Annotated in this window: 16 protein-coding genes; 12 read left to right on the plus strand and 4 right to left on the minus strand. The window is 66.5% G+C overall.

Going from position 1 to position 15829, the window contains the following annotated elements:
- Window positions 1–126: 126 nt before the first annotated feature.
- The 3 genes from GGR03_RS20095 to GGR03_RS20105 all read left to right on the plus strand — a co-directional run bounded on the left by GGR03_RS20095 (window position 127) and on the right by GGR03_RS20105 (window position 2426).
- Complete coding sequence (locus GGR03_RS20095) at window positions 127–729, plus strand: superoxide dismutase (protein WP_183210541.1); 603 nt, start codon at window positions 127–129, stop codon at window positions 727–729.
- A gap of 188 nt (window positions 730–917) precedes the next feature.
- Window positions 918–1382 (plus strand): c-type cytochrome, encoded by a 465-nt coding sequence (locus GGR03_RS20100; protein WP_183210542.1) that lies wholly within the window; start codon window positions 918–920, stop codon window positions 1380–1382.
- 99 nt (window positions 1383–1481) lie between these two features.
- A complete protein-coding gene (locus tag GGR03_RS20105; RefSeq protein WP_183210543.1) occupies window positions 1482–2426 on the plus strand; it encodes a cytochrome c in 945 nt (314 codons plus the stop codon).
- A gap of 8 nt (window positions 2427–2434) precedes the next feature.
- On the opposite strand, the gene GGR03_RS20110 is transcribed toward GGR03_RS20105, so the two are convergent.
- Window positions 2435–4546, minus strand: a complete 2112-nt coding sequence (locus tag GGR03_RS20110; protein ID WP_183210544.1) for a S9 family peptidase — start codon at window positions 4544–4546, stop codon at window positions 2435–2437.
- A 317-nt stretch (window positions 4547–4863) separates the two neighbouring features.
- Between GGR03_RS20110 and GGR03_RS20115 the strand changes: the two genes are divergently transcribed.
- From GGR03_RS20115 to GGR03_RS20155, 9 genes are read left to right on the plus strand one after another with little or no spacing between them, the layout of a single operon-like run.
- Window positions 4864–7221: a putative monovalent cation/H+ antiporter subunit A gene (locus tag GGR03_RS20115; RefSeq protein ID WP_183210545.1), complete on the plus strand. Its 2358-nt coding sequence runs from the start codon at window positions 4864–4866 to the stop codon at window positions 7219–7221.
- Window positions 7218–7637 (plus strand): Na+/H+ antiporter subunit B, encoded by a 420-nt coding sequence (locus GGR03_RS20120; protein ID WP_183210546.1) that lies wholly within the window; start codon window positions 7218–7220, stop codon window positions 7635–7637. Before GGR03_RS20115 ends, GGR03_RS20120 begins: the two co-directional genes overlap by 4 nt.
- Window positions 7637–8014 carry a Na+/H+ antiporter subunit C gene (locus GGR03_RS20125; RefSeq protein WP_183210547.1) on the plus strand — a complete coding sequence of 126 codons (378 nt, stop codon included), beginning with the start codon at window positions 7637–7639 and terminating at the stop codon, window positions 8012–8014. The genes GGR03_RS20120 and GGR03_RS20125 overlap by 1 nt, the downstream gene beginning before the upstream one ends.
- Window positions 8015–8054: 40 nt before the next feature.
- Complete coding sequence (locus GGR03_RS20130; RefSeq protein WP_246368334.1) at window positions 8055–9707, plus strand: proton-conducting transporter transmembrane domain-containing protein; 1653 nt, start codon at window positions 8055–8057, stop codon at window positions 9705–9707.
- Window positions 9704–10174 carry a Na+/H+ antiporter subunit E gene (locus GGR03_RS20135; RefSeq protein ID WP_183210548.1) on the plus strand — a complete coding sequence of 157 codons (471 nt, stop codon included), beginning with the start codon at window positions 9704–9706 and terminating at the stop codon, window positions 10172–10174. Before GGR03_RS20130 ends, GGR03_RS20135 begins: the two co-directional genes overlap by 4 nt.
- Entirely contained in the window at window positions 10171–10533 is a 363-nt protein-coding gene (locus GGR03_RS20140; RefSeq protein ID WP_183210549.1) for a cation:proton antiporter, read from the plus strand. The genes GGR03_RS20135 and GGR03_RS20140 overlap by 4 nt, the downstream gene beginning before the upstream one ends.
- Window positions 10530–10937 carry a monovalent cation/H(+) antiporter subunit G gene (mnhG, locus tag GGR03_RS20145; RefSeq protein WP_183210550.1) on the plus strand — a complete coding sequence of 136 codons (408 nt, stop codon included), beginning with the start codon at window positions 10530–10532 and terminating at the stop codon, window positions 10935–10937. The genes GGR03_RS20140 and mnhG overlap by 4 nt, the downstream gene beginning before the upstream one ends.
- A 25-nt stretch (window positions 10938–10962) precedes the next feature.
- Window positions 10963–11361 (plus strand): DUF423 domain-containing protein, encoded by a 399-nt coding sequence (locus tag GGR03_RS20150; RefSeq protein WP_183210551.1) that lies wholly within the window; start codon window positions 10963–10965, stop codon window positions 11359–11361.
- Window positions 11348–12133 carry an SDR family NAD(P)-dependent oxidoreductase gene (locus GGR03_RS20155; RefSeq protein ID WP_246368262.1) on the plus strand — a complete coding sequence of 262 codons (786 nt, stop codon included), beginning with the start codon at window positions 11348–11350 and terminating at the stop codon, window positions 12131–12133. The genes GGR03_RS20150 and GGR03_RS20155 overlap by 14 nt, the downstream gene beginning before the upstream one ends.
- A 30-nt stretch (window positions 12134–12163) precedes the next feature.
- Here the strand turns inward: GGR03_RS20155 and GGR03_RS20160 are convergent, their stop codons facing one another.
- The 3 genes from GGR03_RS20160 to GGR03_RS20170 form a co-directional block, all read right to left on the minus strand.
- Window positions 12164–12682, minus strand: coding sequence for a DUF427 domain-containing protein (locus GGR03_RS20160; protein ID WP_183210553.1), 519 nt, complete (start codon window positions 12680–12682; stop codon window positions 12164–12166).
- Window positions 12683–12761: 79 nt separating this feature from the next.
- Window positions 12762–14381: a peptide chain release factor 3 gene (locus GGR03_RS20165; protein WP_246368264.1), complete on the minus strand. Its 1620-nt coding sequence runs from the start codon at window positions 14379–14381 to the stop codon at window positions 12762–12764.
- A gap of 250 nt (window positions 14382–14631) precedes the next feature.
- Window positions 14632–15723: a YihY/virulence factor BrkB family protein gene (locus GGR03_RS20170; RefSeq protein WP_183210555.1), complete on the minus strand. Its 1092-nt coding sequence runs from the start codon at window positions 15721–15723 to the stop codon at window positions 14632–14634.
- Window positions 15724–15829 lie beyond the last annotated feature (106 nt).

Raw genomic sequence — 15829 nt, forward strand, 5'->3', positions numbered from 1 at the left:
ATATGGTCGCCGCCTGCTTCGGCGGTGGACGGACAATCGTCGCCACCTATGTTTCTCCCCCCAACGCGGATGCGCATCGGTGACTGTGCTCCGCCAGGACCAATCACCTCAGAAGGAGACTGCGATATGGCTTTCACCCTGCCGGAACTTCCCTACGCCTACGACGCGCTGGGTCCCTACATGTCGGCGGAAACCCTCGAGTTTCACCACGACAAGCACCACCAGGCCTACGTCACCAAGGGCAACGAGCTGGCCGAAAAGGCCGGCATGGCCGACCTGTCGGTCGAAGAGGTGGTCAAGAAGTCCTACGGGACCGACCAGGCGCTCTTCAACAATGCCGGCCAGCACTACAACCACATCCATTTCTGGAAGTGGATGAAGCCCGGCGGCGGTGGCAAGAGCCTGCCCAGCAAGCTGCAGACGGCGTTCGACAGCGACCTCGGCGGCTATGACAAGTTCAAGGCCGAGTTCGAGGCGGCAGGCGCCGGCCAGTTCGGCTCCGGCTGGGCCTGGGTCGCCGTCAAGAACGGCAAGCTCGAGATCATGAAGACCCCGAACGGCGAGAACCCGCTGGTGCACGGGGCCGAGCCGATCCTCGGCGTCGATGTGTGGGAGCATTCCTACTACATCGACTACCGCAACGCCCGGCCCAAATATCTCGGCGCGTTCGTCGACAACTTGGTCAACTGGGACTACGTGCTGGAGCGCTACGAGGCGGCGACCCGCTAGGATCGTCCCAGCCAAGTCCGGTCTTCGAGGCTCCGCGGATGTCCATCCGCGGGGCCTTTTTCGTGGCAGGGCAACACTTTCGTGAGAAGGGGACGCATATTGGTAATTGAACCATTCCAAAAACTCGGTTCAACTCGCGGACTCCGGTCCGCTCGACGCGGCCTTGGCCCAAGGGAGGAAATCATCTCATGCAGGCCCGTTATCTCACTGTCGCCGTCACGCTGGCGGCACTCGGCACGTCCCTCATCGCCCTGCCGGCAGGCGCGCAGAACACCGATCCGATCAAGCAGCGCCAGGAGCTGATGAAGGAGAACGGCCGGTCGGCGAAAGGCGCCGGCGAGATGATCAAGGGTGAGGCAGTGTTCGACCCGGCGACCGCCGCGACGATCTTTACCGAGATGCACGACGTCGCCATGGAATTCGGCGATTACTTCCCCGAGGACTCCAAGACCGGCGAGGACACCGAGGCCGCACCGGCGATCTGGGAGCGTCCGGCCGAGTTCCAGGCGGCACTGGTTAAGTTTCAGGAAGACACGCAGGCGGCCATCGACGCAGCGCCGCAGGATGTCGAGGCATTCAGGCAGGCCTTCGGGCGCGTCGCGGAAAACTGCAAGGGCTGCCACGAGGAATTCAGGATCGACAAGGACGATTGAGCCGGAGCGAGCGCCGATGTCGTCGGTCAACGGGCAGGGTGAAGGCGAGGCCTTGGCCCGCCGCTTGGCCCATACCGCACCGATGACGGAGATCGGCCGGTGATCGAGCGGATACTCACCACCGTCTTCGTCGTGGTCCTGGTCGGGGCCGGAGCGGTCTATCTCCTGACCGTTCCGCAGCGTCTGGACGCCGCAAGCCTCGGCAACGAGGCGTTGGCGGATGCGGGTAACGGCGAGCGCCTGTTCTGGGCCGGCGGCTGCAGCTCCTGCCATGCCGTGTCGAGAGCCGAGGGCGACGAGGCCCTGCGCCTCGGCGGCGGCGCGCCGCTGACTTCGGATTTCGGCACGTTCCACGGGCCGAACATCTCTCCGGACCCCGAAGACGGCATTGGCGACTGGAGCCTCGCCGATTTCGCCAACGCCATGCAGCGCGGCGTCGATCCGCAAGGCCGTCACCTCTACCCGGCGTTTCCCTACACGTCCTACATCAAGATGCAGCCGCAGGAGGTCGCCGACCTCTGGGCCTTCATGAAGACGCTGCCGCCCGTCGAGGGACGAGCGCCGGACAACGACCTCGCCTTCCCGTTCTCCGTTCGCCGCGGCATCGGGCTGTGGAAGCTGCTCTATCTGGGCGACGACGAGCCGATCGTGGCGCTGCCCGCGGACGCGTCCGAGACGGTCGTCGCCGGCCGCTCGATGGTGGAGGGGCCCGGCCATTGCGGCCAGTGCCACACGCCGCGCTCGCTCGGCGGCGCAGGTGGCCTCGAGCACGACCGCTGGCTCGCCGGTGCGCCCAATCCGGAGGGCAGGGGCCGCATCCCCAACATCACCCCGTCGGATTCCGGCATCGGCTCGTGGTCCGCGAGCGACCTCGCCTATTATTTCGAGACTGGCTTCACCCCCGACTTCGACTCCGTCGGCGGGTCGATGGTGGCGGTCCAGCGCAACCTGGCGCGGCTGCGGGACGAGGATCGCGCGGCGATTGCCGCCTATCTGAAGGCGGTGCCGGCGCTTGACAGCGAGGCCGCCACGCCAGTGCAGTAGAGCACGGGCTAAGCCACCTTGCCCATCAGCTTCAGCGCGAAGGCGTAGATATAGGCGACCTCCTCCAGCTTGGAGAAGCGGCCGGAAGCGCCGCCATGGCCGGAATCCATGTTGGTCCGCAGCAGCACAGGATTGTCGTCGGTCTTCATCTCGCGGAGCCGCGCCACCCACTTGGCCGGCTCCCAGTAGGTCACCCGCGGGTCGGTGAGACCCGCCAGCACCAGCATCGGCGGATAGGCCTGCCGCTTGACGTTGTCATAGGGGCTGTAGGTCGAGATCACCTCGTAATCCTCGCCGGAGAGGATCGGGTTGCCCCATTCGGGCCATTCCGGCGGGGTCAACGGCAGCGTGTCGTCGAGCATCGTGTTCAGGACGTCGACGAAGGGGACCACGGCGATGATCCCGCCAAATTTCTCCGGCGCCATGTTGGCGACGGCGCCCATGAGCATGCCGCCCGCCGAGCCGCCTTCGGCGACGATGCGCTCGTGGCTGGTGTAGTTTTCCGCGACAAGATGGTCGGCGCAGGCGATGAAGTCGGTGAAGGTGTTGGGCTTGTTGCGCCGCCGCCCGGCGTCGTACCAGGCGAAGCCCTTGTCCTTGCCGCCCCGCACGTGGGCGATCGCCCAGATGAACCCTCGGTCGACCAGCGACAGCGCATTGGCGTTGAAGGAGGCAGGGATGGCGATGCCGTAGGAGCCGTAGCCGTAGAGCAGGCACGGCGCGGTGCCGTCCAGCTTGAGGTCCTTGCGATAGAGCAGTGAGATCGGCACGAGCTCGCCGTCGGCGGCCGGCGCGAAGATCCGCCGCGTGACGTAGTCGTCGGGGTCGTGACCGGAGGGGACTTCCTGCGTCTTCAGGAGCGTGCGCTGGCGGGTCGCGACATCGTAGTCGTAGGTCTGGGTCGGCGTCGTCAGCGACGAATAGGTGAAGCGGATCGTGTCCGTGTCGAATTCGTAAGTGCCGGCAAGGCCCAGCGAATAGGCCTCCTCCTCGAAGGCGATCGCATGCTCCTCGCCATCGGAGAGGCGCTTGACGACGATGCGCGGCAGGCCGTCGCGCCGCTCCATCCAGATCAGATGCCGCTTCAGAACCATGTGGCTGAGGATCAGCCTGCCGTCCTTGTGGGGAACGTACTCGCTCCAGTCCGACCGGCGCGATGCATCGGTGGGGGCGGTGACGATCTTGAAGTCGTGGGCGCCGTCGGCATTGGTGAGGATGTAGAGCGTGCCGTCGCCCTCATCGACGTCGTACTCCACCCCGGTCTCGCGCTCGGCGACGAGGCGGGGCTCGGCCGCTGGGTTGTTGGCGGGTATCAGCCAGGCCTCTGACGTCTCGTGGTCGTGGATGTCGATGACCACGAACTCGCCCGACTGCGTCTTGCCGACGCCCATGAAGAAGCCGGTGTCAGTCTCCTCGTAGATCAGGGAGTCGTCGAGCGGGTCGCTGCCGAGCCGGTGGAAGAACACCCGGCTCGGGCGGTGGTTGGAATCGAGCCGCGTATAGAACAGCCCGTTCGAGCGCGCCGACCAGACGGCGCCGCCGCTGGTATCCTCGATCCTGACGTCGAGATCCTTGCCGGTCTCCAGATCACGGATGGAGACGGCATAGAACTCCGAGCCCTTGTCGTCATAGGACCAGGAGAGCCAGCGATGATCCGGGGAGTGGCCGACGCCGCCGATCGAGAAATACGGCCGCTCGGCCGCTTCTCTGGCGCCGTCGAGAATGACCGTGGCCGCGTCGTCGCCGCCGCTGCGGGGCCGGCGGATGATCCTCGGATACTCGGCCCCGGTTTCGTAGGCGATCCCGTATGCCCATTCTCCATCCGGCGCCGGAACCGAGGAATCGTCCTCCTTGATCCGGCCGCGCATCTCGGCGACGAGCGTCTCGCGCAGTTTCTCCGTGCCGGCCATCACCTCCTGCTGATAGGCGTTCTCGGCGAGGAGATGGTCCCGGATCGCCGGATCAAGGACCGTCGTGTCCTTGAAGACGTCCTGCCAGTTGTCGGCCCGCAGCCAACCGTAAGCGTCCGAGCGTTCGCGGCCGTGGCGGACGTCCGTACGTACCTGCTGCGAAGCAACAGGAGGCACGAGGTTCACGGCGTCGATAGGTGCTTGCTTCATGAGTCGCGCTGGCCGGAAGGTTGGGGAAAAGCCTGTCGTCCGGCGGATCGAACCGGTGGGCTTATCCTAATCGGAATAGTTTCAATACAAAACCTGTTGTTTTGCCAACCACTAATCCGCATCGTGCCCGGGCCTGTCGTGCCATGACCCGCCGACCGGTCAGCGAAAGTCAGCCGAAGCCAATGCCGGCAACCCCGGTCGCGATCAATTCTGTGTCAACCGGAAAAGCTTGTCGGGGCTGGATCGCCTGACTATGAGAGGTCCGCAACCACGTCGCTCTGGGCGGCGAAATCGGAATGAAGGGGTGGACGCGCCGGATGACAGGCATCGAGGCAACGAACGGATATATCGCCCTCGCTCTGCCGTTCCTCGCTGCGGCCTTGGCACCTCTCCTCACTCGCGTCCTCGGCCAGCATGCCGCCTGGCCCCTGGCGATTGCCCCCGCGGCGGCGTTCTTCATCCTGTTCGGCGCGGTGCCCGGCGTTTCGGCCGGCGACGTCTTCCTGTTCGGCTTCGACTGGATCCCATCCTTCGACATCCGCTTCTCGTTCCGGCTGGACGGGCTCTCGACCGTCTTCGGCCTGCTGATCACGGGCATCGGCACCCTGATCGTGCTCTATTCCGGCGGCTATCTCGCCGGACACAAGGACCAGGGGCGCTTCTTCTCCTTCATCTTCCTGTTCATGGGCTCGATGCTCGGCCTAGTGCTCGCCGACGATCTGATGACGCTGTTCGTCTACTGGGAACTGACGTCGATCACGTCGTTCCTGCTGATCGGCTTCGACCATCACCGGGAAGCGGCCCGGCGCGGCGCGATCCAGGCGCTGGTCATCACCGGCGGCGGTGGTCTGGCGCTGCTGGCCGGCTTCATCGTGATCCGCGAACTCACCGGCCTTGCCTCGATGACCGAGGTGCTGGCGGCGGGCGACGCGCTGCGCGACAGCGCGCTGTACGTGCCGATCCTGATCCTCGTCCTCTGCGGCGCCTTCACGAAATCCGCGCAGATGCCGTTCCACGTCTGGCTGCCCAACGCCATGGAAGCGCCGACGCCGGTCTCGGCCTACCTGCACTCGGCGACGATGGTGAAGGCCGGCATCTACCTGCTGCTGCGCTTCCATCCGGCGCTGGGCGACACGGCGCTCTGGACGACGATCCTCCCGGCCTTCGGCGCGGTGACTCTGGTCGTCGGCGCGCTGCTCGCGCTCCGCGCCACGGACATCAAGATCACGCTCGCTTATACGACGGTCGCCTCGCTGGGACTGCTGGTCATGCTGATCGGCGTCGGCACGGAGACCGCGATCATCGCGGCGGTGCTCTATCTGATCGCCCACTCGCTGTTCAAGGGCGGCCTGTTCATGGTGGCGGGCTCGGTCGACCATGGCGCCCACACGCGCGAGATCGAGAAGCTCGGCGGGCTCGGCCGGGCGATGCCGATCACCTTCGCGGCCGCCATGCTGTGCGCGCTGTCGATGGGCGGCGTCACGCCCTTCGTCGGCTTCCTCGCCAAGGAAGAGATCTATCACGCGCTGGAATATGCCGATCCATACTACGTCGCGCTGATGATCGCTGCGATCGTCGGCAACGCGCTGATGTTCGCGGCGGCCTTCATCGTCGCGCTGAAGCCTTTCGTCGGCCGGATGCCCGAGACGATCCATCATCCGCATGAGGGCAGCCTCACCATCTGGATCGGGCCGCTCATCCTCGGTGTCGCCGGTCTCGTCGGCGCCTTGTTCTACGCGACCTATCACCAGCTCTTCACCATGCCGATGGCGTCCGCTGCCGTCGGCGCGCCGGTTGAGATCGGGATCGGCTGGGTGCCGCATCTCAACCTCGCCTTCGCGCTCTCGATGGCAACGGTGGTACTCGGCATCGTGATCTACCTCCTGTCCGCACGGCTTCGCGCCGGCATCGCCGGCTTCCTCGCTGCCGTCGGCTGGGGACCGGACAAAGGCTTCGACCAGGCGATGCGCGGGCTGATCCGCGCTGCCGTCAGGATCACCCGGCTGCTGCAGCCGGGGCATCTCGATCAGTACATGGCGGTCACCATCGCGGTGATCATCGCGGCCCTGTTCGGCCCGCTCATCTACACGGGCGGGTGGCCGGCGATCCCGGCATTCCCCCGCCTGCATTTCTACGAATGGGCGGTCTTCGCCCTTCTTCTGGCGGGTATCCTGCCGGTCGTGCTGGCGACCAACCGGCTGACCGCCATCCTCTCGCTCGGCATCCAGGGCTTCGCGGTGGCGCTGATCTTCATGCTGCTCGGCGCGCCGGACCTGTCCTTCACCCAGTTCATGGTGGAGACGCTGTCGGTCGTCATCCTGGCGCTGGCGATGACCCGGCTGAAGCTGTCGGTCGCCGATCACCGCCCGCTGCGTGACAAGGTGCAGGCGGGTGTCCTGGCCATCGCCGCGGGGTCCGGCTTCGGGCTGTTCCTGCTGTCGATCGCCCAGCGGCCGTTCGACCGCACCCTGTCCGATTTCTTCGAGCGCTACAGCTACGCGATCGCCCACGGGCGCAACATCGTCAACGTCATCCTGGTCGACTTCCGCGGGGTGGATACGATGGGCGAGATCGCCGTGGTGATGGTGACCGGCCTCGCCGTCCTGGCGCTCATCCGGATCCGCGTCGGGCCCAAGGGCGTGCGCTATCCCGATCCGCTGGAGAAGACGCCGTGAGGACGATCATCTTCCGCACCGTCGCGCCGTATCTCACGAGCCTGATGGTGCTGTTCTCGATCTTCGTGCTGCTGCGCGGCCACAACGAGGCCGGCGGCGGGTTCATCGGCGGGCTGATCGCCGCCTCGGCCTTCGGCATATACGGCATCGCCTGCGGCGTCGGCCCGGTGCGGCGGGCGATGTATTTCCATCCGATGTCGGTAGCCGCGGCCGGCCTGATGCTGGCAGTGCTGTCGGGTGTCGCCTCGCTCGTGGTGTCGGCACAGTTTCTCACCGGCCTCTGGGCATTCCCGCAGATCCTCGGCAGCGAGGTCGCGATCTCGACGCCGCTGTTCTTCGACATCGGCGTCTATCTCGTGGTCCTCGGCGCCATCAGCTCGATCGCCCTCGCCCTCGAGGAAAGGGATACCGACTGATGGAAACCGTCCTTTCCCTCGCCGTCGCCTGCCTGCTCGCCGCCGCCGTCTATCTCCTGACTTCGCGGCGGATCATCCGGATGCTGCTCGGGGTCGTGCTGCTCGGCAACGCCGTCAATCTCTTGATCTTCACCGCTGGCCGCATCGGGCCAAGCGCGCCGCCGATCATTCCCGGGAATCTGTCGGTTCCCGAGGGCCTGATCGCCAACCCGCTGCCGCAGGCGCTGATCCTGACCGCGATCGTGATCTCGTTCTCCTTCTTCGCCTTCCTGCTGGTGCTGACCTACCGCACCTACGAGGATCTGGAGACCGACAACACCGACGAGATGCGTCTCGCCGAACCTGAAGAAGAGGGGCTCCCGCCCCTTGGCTACTGACATGGAGGCGACGAGCCCGAGCGTGGAATACAGCCTGGAGATGCTGAAGGCGGAGGCGATGGTCACCGCCCCGGTCGCCGCGTCCGACTATCTGATCATCCTGCCTATCCTCGTCTGCTTCATCTTCGGCGCCGGCCTCCTGATGATGCGCAAGCGCGTGACCCAGCAGGCCTATTTCGCGATACCGGGACTCGTCCTGCTGTTCGCCATCGACGTCGCGGTGCTCCTCAAGGTCGCGGCCGAGGGGCCATGGACGATGATGATGGGGGGCTGGAAGCCGCCTTTCGGCATCGCCTTCACCGTCGACATGATGGGGGCGCTCTTCCTGGCTGTCTCGGGTTTCGTCGCGCTGGCCTGCGGCATCTATGCGGTCGCGTCGATCAGCAGCACCGAGCGGCGCTACGGCTTCTTCCCGTTCATGTTCCTGATGATGGGCGGGGTATCGGGGGCGTTCCTCACCGGCGACGTCTTCAACCTCTATGTCTGGTTCGAGGTGCTGCTGATCGGCTCGTTCGGCTTGCTGATCCTCGGCTCCCAGCACAACCAGCTCGACGGCGCCACGAAATACTGCTTCCTCAACCTCGTCGGCACGACGCTGTTCCTGATCGCTACCGGCTATCTCTACGGCGTGTTCGGCACGCTCAACATGGCTGACATCGCCATCAAGGCGGCGGCGATGGAGAACGACAGCGCCGTCTACGTCATCGGCGTGCTCTATCTGGCCTCGCTGTCGCTGAAGGCGGCGGCGTTCCCGTTGAATTTCTGGCTGCCGGCCTCCTACCACACACCGCGCTTCGTGGTGTCGGCGCTGTTTGCCGGGCTGCTGACCAAGGTGGGCGTCTACGCGCTGATCCGTCTCCTGCTGATGCTGTTCCCGGTCGAACATGCGGGCGTCACACCCGTGATCGCCTGGATCGCCGGCCTGACGATGATGGTGGGCGCGCTCGGGGCGCTGGCCCAGAGCGACCTGAGACGGCTCCTGAACTACATGGTCATCGCCGGCATCGGCACGATCATGGCGGGGCTCGCCTTGCCGCAGGTCGCAGAGGTGATGGTGGCGCAGGCGGGACCCGCAGGTGAACTCGCGGCGGCGGCTTCGACGGCGGCCGGCGCGATGCAGACGGGCCTTTCCGGGTCGATCTATTACGCGCTGCATTCGATCGTGGTGATGACGGCGCTGTATCTGACGGCTGGTGTCGCGGCGTCGCTGACGGGGTCGTCGTCGCTTGCGCAGATGGGCGGGCTGTGGCGCAGCACGCCGCTGCTCGCCGCCCTAATGCTGGTCTTCCTGTTCGCCGTTTCCGGGCTGCCGCCCTTCTCCGGCTTCTGGCCGAAGGTCGCGCTGGTGCGGGCGACGATCATTGCCGACATGCCCTGGCTCGCGGCCGCCATCCTGGTCTCGGGATTTCTGATGACCGTGGCCAGTGCCCGGATCTTCGCGCTGGCCTTCTGGCGCCCCGCGCCGGAGGTGGCGGAAGCGAGCGGCACCGAAGCAGCGCAGGCGCCGCATCCCTCGGCCCCGGCGCCCGGTCTCTACGGTTCCTGGTCGCTGGTCCCGCTCCTCGGCCTGACGGTCTTCGTGCTGGCTGCAGGCCTCTGGCCGGAATGGCTGGCACGGTTGACCGACGCGGCGGCAGCAGGCGTCATCGACCCTGCGGCCTATCTGTCGTCGGTGTTCGGAGACGCCCCATGACCATGCTGCTGTTCAACCTCGTCCTGGCGCTGATGTGGGTGGTCGTCTCCGGCTCGTTCACCCTCCTGAATCTTCTGTTCGGCTTCCTGCTCGGCGCCGCGGCTCTGTATCTGATCCGCGAAGAGGGCAACATGAGTTATATCGGGCGGGCGCGGCTCGGTTTCTCGCTGTTCCTCCTGTTCCTGCTCGAGCTGCTCAAGTCGGCGTGGCGGGTGGCGGTCATGGTGCTCAGCCCCAACATGAACCTGAAGCCGGGGATCCTGGCCTTCCCGCTCAGGGTCAAGAGCGATGCGGAGATCACGCTGCTCGCCAACATGATCACCCTGACGCCGGGGACGTTGTCGATCGACGTCTCGGAAGACCGGTCGACACTCTACGTCCATGCTTTCGACTGCTCCGATCCCGAGGCGGCAAAGGCCGACATCCGTGACGGGTTCGAAGCCAAGATCCTGGAGGTCTTCCGATGAACCTGCATGATTTCGCCGTCGCGTTCTTCGCGCTGGCGCTCACCGGCGCGCTAGTCCTGCTCTGCATCGCCTTCCTGCTGACGGTAACCCGCATCCTGCTGGGGCCGACCCTGCCGGACCGGGTGCTGGGCCTGGACGTGCTGACCAACGTGGCGATCGGCTTCATCGCGGTGATCGCACTCGACAGCGGCTATACGCTCTACGTGGACGTCGCGATCGGGCTTTGTCTCGTCGGTTTCCTGGCCACCGTCGCCTTTGCGCGTTTCATACTCTCGCGCGGCAAGACGGAGCACTTGCGGCGCGAGGCGCGTGCGGGGATCGACGCCGAAGCCGGCCTTTCGGGAGGCCAGCGGCCATGATCGGTGACCTCGTCCTGATCCTCGCCGGGCTGCTTGTCCTGGCCGGCTCCGCCTTCGCCGCGGTCGCCGCACTCGGCATCCTTCGCCTGCCCGACGTCTATACGCGCATGCACTCGGCTTCCAAGGCTGGCGCAGTCGGGGCGGGGATGCTGCTCCTGGCGCTGGCGCTGACCGCCGACTCGACGCCCACGGCGCTCAGGGCGCTGGCTGCCGTCGTATTCATCCTGCTGACCGCGCCGCTCGCCGCCCATCTCCTCGCCAAGGCGGCCTATTCGGTCGGCTACAAGCTTGGACCGGAATCGGTTCTCGACGAGATGCCGCCACCGCGGCCGACGAATGTCGGCACAGACGCGCCAGCGGACGCGCGCAATGCCTCGCCGCAGCCGGCGATCGATCAGCCGTGATGCGCAACGGCTGCGGGGTCGCTTGATGGCCGCGCTGCTCGTCCTGTTTGCCGGGCTGTTCGGCGCAGCCGGCGTCGCCGGCGCGGCGCTCGCAGCGCATGGCGGGGATGTGCGGCTGGTGGCCACCGCCGCCGCCATCGCGCTCGTTCATGCACCGGCGTTGCTTGGTCTGGCGGCCCTGCGGCCATTCTTGGGACGCTGGGCAGACGCAGGCGGGCTGGTGATGATCGTCGGGACGCTGCTGTTCTCGGGCGATCTCGCCGCCCGCGTCGTCCTCGGCGACCGGCTGTTTGCCAATGCGGCGCCGATCGGCGGCGGACTGCTCATCGCCGCCTGGTCGATCGTCGCCCTGTCGGGGCTGGTGCAGGCGTTGCGCACGGGGCGCACTGGCGATGGCAGGGGGGCCGACGATGAACGGCTTTGACGCGAGCCTGTTCGCAGGCAAGACGATCGTGGTGACCGGCGCCGGCCGCGGTATCGGCGCCGCCGTCGCGCGGGCATTTCTCGCCTGTGGCGCGACGGTCGTCGCCCATGCCGGGCGTTCGCTCGAGCATGCCGAGGCGGACCTTCTCGCCGACCTGCTGCCGGCGCAACGCGATCGGCTGACGCTATTGACCGGCGACCTTGCCGCCATCGATGGCGGCGATCGGCTTGCCGCGGAAGTTCTCGCTTCGGCGTCGGGACCGATCCACGTGCTCGTCAACAATGCAGGAACCATGGGCGGGCGGGTCGCGGCCGTGGACGTGACGCCGGTGCAATACGACAAGGTGCTCGACCTCAACATCCGCTCGGTGGTGGCACTGACCACGGCGCTGCTGCCGGCGCTGAAGGCGGCGGGCGGCGCCGCGATCGTCAACACCTCGTCGATCTCGGCGACGATCGGCGGCAGCCCCGGCTCGTCGCTCTATTCGGCTTCCAAGGCCTTCATCTCGACCTGGACGCGGGCGCTGGCCAAGGAGCTCGCGCCCGACGGCATTCGCGTCAACGCGGTCTCGCCCGGCACGATCATGACGGATTTCCACCGGCGCTATTCTTCGCCGGAGAAGCTAGAGGCGACCGCCGCAGCGATCCCCCTGCGCCGGCTCGGCACAGCCGAGGAATGCGCGCCGGCCTATCTGTTCCTGGCGAGCGATAGCCTGTCGGGCTACGTCACCGGGCAGGTCATCGAGGTCAATGGCGGCCAGTTCATGGGCTGACGCGACGCGTCGCGAGCCTGTCTGACGATCTTACCAGCCAGCCGTGCCCGGCGGTCCCTTGAACTGCCCCGCGACGTGGCTGGTGATCCAGCCGCCGTAGAAGCTGCCCTCCTGCGGGGTGACCTTCTCGCCGTCGACGAAGCAGGCATCCACACGCCCCGGATAGAACGCCACGTAGCCGGTGGCGGGAGCGAAGTCGGGCGCCGGGTGCGGATATGACCACGCCGCGTCATGCGACGCATGCTCGCCCTCGACCAGGTCGAAATACACCGCGCCGCCCTTCCATTCGCACAGCGTCCGCGCCGATGACGGCCTCAGGATGCCGGCCTCGATGTCGTCGGGCGGAAAGTAGTACGAGGGCGGATGGCTGGTCTCGATCGCCCGGAACCCGCGCCGCGTCTCGGCGATGGTCCGTCCGGCGAACTGCACCACCAGATGAAACGAGACAGGCTCGAGCCGGGCAGGGCGGGGAAAGTCCCAGACGCTCTCCTGGCCGGGGCGGACCGGATCGGGGGTGGCGGGCAGGCGCGGGGGACGGGTCAATCGCATGAGGCGAAGATAGTGCCGGACGCTCAGGTGTCCGCCGCGACATATCGCCGGGCGGACGCGCGAGCGCCCACCGCGCGGCTCACATCGAGACGATCTCGCGGGTGGCGTCGAAGGCGATGTCCTTGTTGCGGTCCATCATGAAGCGCAGGTCCCAGCTGTCCTTGCAGAGATAGACCGGCCGCCCGTCGCGGTCGCGCGAGACATGGGTGATGTTCTCGCGGATGAAGGCCTGCAGCTTCGCGTCGTTCTCCGAGCGGATCCAGCGCGCGACGTTGAACGGCACCGGCTCGAAGCTGACATCGGCCTTGTACTCGCCGGCGATGCGCGAGGCGAGCACGTCGAGCTGCAGCGGCCCGACGACGCCGACGATCCAGTCCGAGCCGATCGACGGGCGGAACACCTGCACGAGGCCTTCCTCGGCGAGATCCTCCAGGCCCCGGCGCAGCTGCTTCAGCTTCATCGAGTCTTCCAGCCGCACCCGCCGCAGCACTTCCGGCGCGAAGGCCGGCAGGCCGGTGAAGCGGAAATTCTCGCCCTCGGTCAGCGTGTCGCCGACGCGGAGCGTGCCGTGGTTCGGGATGCCGATGACGTCGCCGGCATAGGCCTCCTCGGTCAGCGCCCGCTCCTGGGCGAAAAAGTAGATCGGGTTGGATACGGCGAGTTGCTTGCCGGACCGCACGTGGTCGAGCTTCATGCCGCGCCGGAAATGGCCCGAGCAGAACCGCACGAAGGCGACGCGGTCGCGGTGCTTGGGGTCCATGTTGGCCTGCACCTTGAAGACGAAGCCGGAGACCTTGTCGCCATCGGGATCGACCGGTCCCTTGTCGGAGGGCTGCGGGCGCGGCGACGGGGCGTGCTCGGCTATCACGTCCATCAGCTGGTCGACGGCGAAGTTCTGCAGCGCGCTGCCGAAGATCACCGGCGTTAGATGGCCCTGCCGGTAGGCCTCGGGGTCGAAGTCGGCATAGCCTTCGGCGGCGAGTTCGGCTGAATCGCGAAAGCCCGCGTAGATGTCCGCCGGCAGCGCCTTGACCAGCGCCGGGTCGTCGAGTCCGCCGTCGTAATGCACGGTCTTGTCGCTGCCGGCGAACAGGAAGTCGTTGCTGGCAAGATTGTAGCAGCCCTTGAACAGCCCGCCCTGGCCGACCGGCCAGACCAGCGGCGCCACGGTGAGCGCCAGCTGCTCCTCGATCTCGTCGAGCAGTTCGAACGGGTCGCGGCCCTCGCGGTCGACCTTGTTGACGAAGGTGATGATCGGGATATCGCGCAGCCGGCAGATCTCGAACAGCTTGCGGGTCTGCGCCTCGATGCCCTTGGCCGCGTCGATCACCATGATCGCGCTGTCGACGGCGGTCAGCGTGCGGTAGGTGTCCTCGGAGAAGTCGCTATGGCCCGGCGTGTCGAGCAGGTTGAAGGTGATGCCGTCGCGCTCGAAGGTCATCACCGACGAGGTCACGGAGATGCCGCGGCTCTTCTCGATGTCCATCCAGTCGGACTTGGCGCGCCGGCCGTTGCCCTTGGAGCGCACCGCCCCGGCCATCTCGATGGCGCCGCCGGCCAGCAGCAGCTTCTCCGTCAGCGTCGTCTTGCCGGCATCGGGATGGGAGATGATCGCGAAGGTGCGGCGGCTGTGGTGCCCGACAGCTTCTTCCTTCGGCGCTGTGGCCGGAATCGTCTCGGAAAGGGCAGTCGCGCTCAAGATGTCATTCCCCATTTGGCCTGCGGACAGTGCCGATGTGCCGGGCGGCCGACGGCGTCGCCCATGCGGCGCCACCTCCGTCACCTCTCGCATCGATGCCGGCAACTCGCGGGAAATAGTCGTTTTCTGCCGTGATTGCACGCGGCAGCGCTTCATTTCCGCGATTTGACCGCAGAATCCGCCGGCTCGACCGATGATCCGGCGACGTCCAGTCGGATCTTTGCCTTGTCTGCCGTGCCCGCAGTCCGCGCTACCGCCGCTTCGAGCGACGCTCCAGGTAGCTCAGCAAGAGGGCGGCGGGGACCGCGAAGGCGAGACTGCCCGCCGAGTGGCGCTTGCGCTCTTCCCGCTGCGGTCTCTCGTTCGGGACCTCGTCCGCGCCGCCGTCATCGGGTCCGTCGGCGACCGTATCGGCCATCCGGGCACCTCGGTTGCCCATCCGCTGATCCGGCGGGGTCGTCGTGTCCTTGGCGGTCTGGTGCTCCATTTCGCTGTTCAGCTCCGCCCCGACGATGAGGATCGTCACCGCCAGCCAGATCCACGTCAGGAAGCCGATCAAGGCTCCAAGCGAGCCATAAGTCTCGTTGTAGGAGCCAAAATTCGCAACGTAATAGGAGAACAGCGCAGAGACGGCCACCACGACGACGACGGAGAGGATCGTGCCGGGGGTAATCCACTCCCACCGGGCGTTCTCCCGGTCGGGTCCCCAGCGGAACAACGCGGCAGCGGCCAGCGAGGCAAGCATGATCAGCCCGACAAAGGAGCCGATGCGGATCAGCCATTCCGCCGCGCTGCCGAGGCCGACAAACCCGAGGACGGTCGGAACGACGACGACCACGCCGATCATGCAGATGACGCCGACGATGGCCGAGAGCGTGAAGATCAGCGAGATCGCGGTGATCTTGATGAAGCTGCGTGTCTCCCTCTCGTTATAGGCGACGTTCATCGCCTGGAAGAGCGACTTCATGCCGGCATTGGCGCTCCACAGAGCGATCGCCAGGGAGATGGCAAAGGTGACGCCGAGCGTCGTGCGGCCGCCGGCGGCCAGCCGCTCCATCTGTTCGTTGAGGATCTCCATGCCGCCGCCCGGCACGAAGCCGCTCAGCGCCTGGGCATGTTCCTGGACGGTCGCGGGATCGGCGAACAGCCCGTAGATCGAGATCAACGCGGAGAGGCTCGGGACCATCGCGAGCAGCAGATAATAGGTGACGCCCGCCGCGATCAGCATGACGCGGTCCTCGTTGATCTCGCTGTAGACCCGCCAGAGGATCTCCTTCCAGCCGCGTGCGGGAATGTCGGACGGTGTCGTGGCGTCGCGGCCGCGGGAGGAGGATGAACTCATGGGGCTGTCTCGATGCACGTCATGGGAAGGGGCGAGGAGGAACGATGGCCGCAATGTCCTCAGCACAACGGCAGGCTCCCTCTGCCGTTCCCGCCATGGCCGCGAG

It is taken from the genome of Aurantimonas endophytica (assembly GCF_014196845.1).
Lineage (GTDB): Bacteria > Pseudomonadota > Alphaproteobacteria > Rhizobiales > Rhizobiaceae > Aurantimonas > Aurantimonas endophytica.

Excerpts from the sequence above, each read along its gene's own strand:
- GGR03_RS20140 (WP_183210549.1), top strand. The coding sequence starts at position 10,171 with ATGAACCTGCATGATTTCGCCGTCGCGTTCTTCGCGCTGGCGCTCACC.
- GGR03_RS20095 (WP_183210541.1), top strand. The coding sequence starts at position 127 with ATGGCTTTCACCCTGCCGGAACTTCCCTACGCCTACGACGCGCTGGGT.
- GGR03_RS20125 (WP_183210547.1), top strand. The coding sequence starts at position 7,637 with ATGGAAACCGTCCTTTCCCTCGCCGTCGCCTGCCTGCTCGCCGCCGCC.
- GGR03_RS20115 (WP_183210545.1), top strand. The coding sequence starts at position 4,864 with ATGACAGGCATCGAGGCAACGAACGGATATATCGCCCTCGCTCTGCCG.
- GGR03_RS20150 (WP_183210551.1), top strand. The coding sequence starts at position 10,963 with ATGGCCGCGCTGCTCGTCCTGTTTGCCGGGCTGTTCGGCGCAGCCGGC.
- GGR03_RS20100 (WP_183210542.1), top strand. The coding sequence starts at position 918 with ATGCAGGCCCGTTATCTCACTGTCGCCGTCACGCTGGCGGCACTCGGC.
- GGR03_RS20155 (WP_246368262.1), top strand. The coding sequence starts at position 11,348 with ATGAACGGCTTTGACGCGAGCCTGTTCGCAGGCAAGACGATCGTGGTG.
- mnhG (WP_183210550.1), top strand. The coding sequence starts at position 10,530 with ATGATCGGTGACCTCGTCCTGATCCTCGCCGGGCTGCTTGTCCTGGCC.
- GGR03_RS20135 (WP_183210548.1), top strand. The coding sequence starts at position 9,704 with ATGACCATGCTGCTGTTCAACCTCGTCCTGGCGCTGATGTGGGTGGTC.
- GGR03_RS20160 (WP_183210553.1), bottom strand. The coding sequence starts at position 12,682 with ATGCGATTGACCCGTCCCCCGCGCCTGCCCGCCACCCCCGATCCGGTC.
- GGR03_RS20110 (WP_183210544.1), bottom strand. The coding sequence starts at position 4,546 with ATGAAGCAAGCACCTATCGACGCCGTGAACCTCGTGCCTCCTGTTGCT.
- GGR03_RS20170 (WP_183210555.1), bottom strand. The coding sequence starts at position 15,723 with ATGAGTTCATCCTCCTCCCGCGGCCGCGACGCCACGACACCGTCCGAC.
- GGR03_RS20130 (WP_246368334.1), top strand. The coding sequence starts at position 8,055 with ATGCTGAAGGCGGAGGCGATGGTCACCGCCCCGGTCGCCGCGTCCGAC.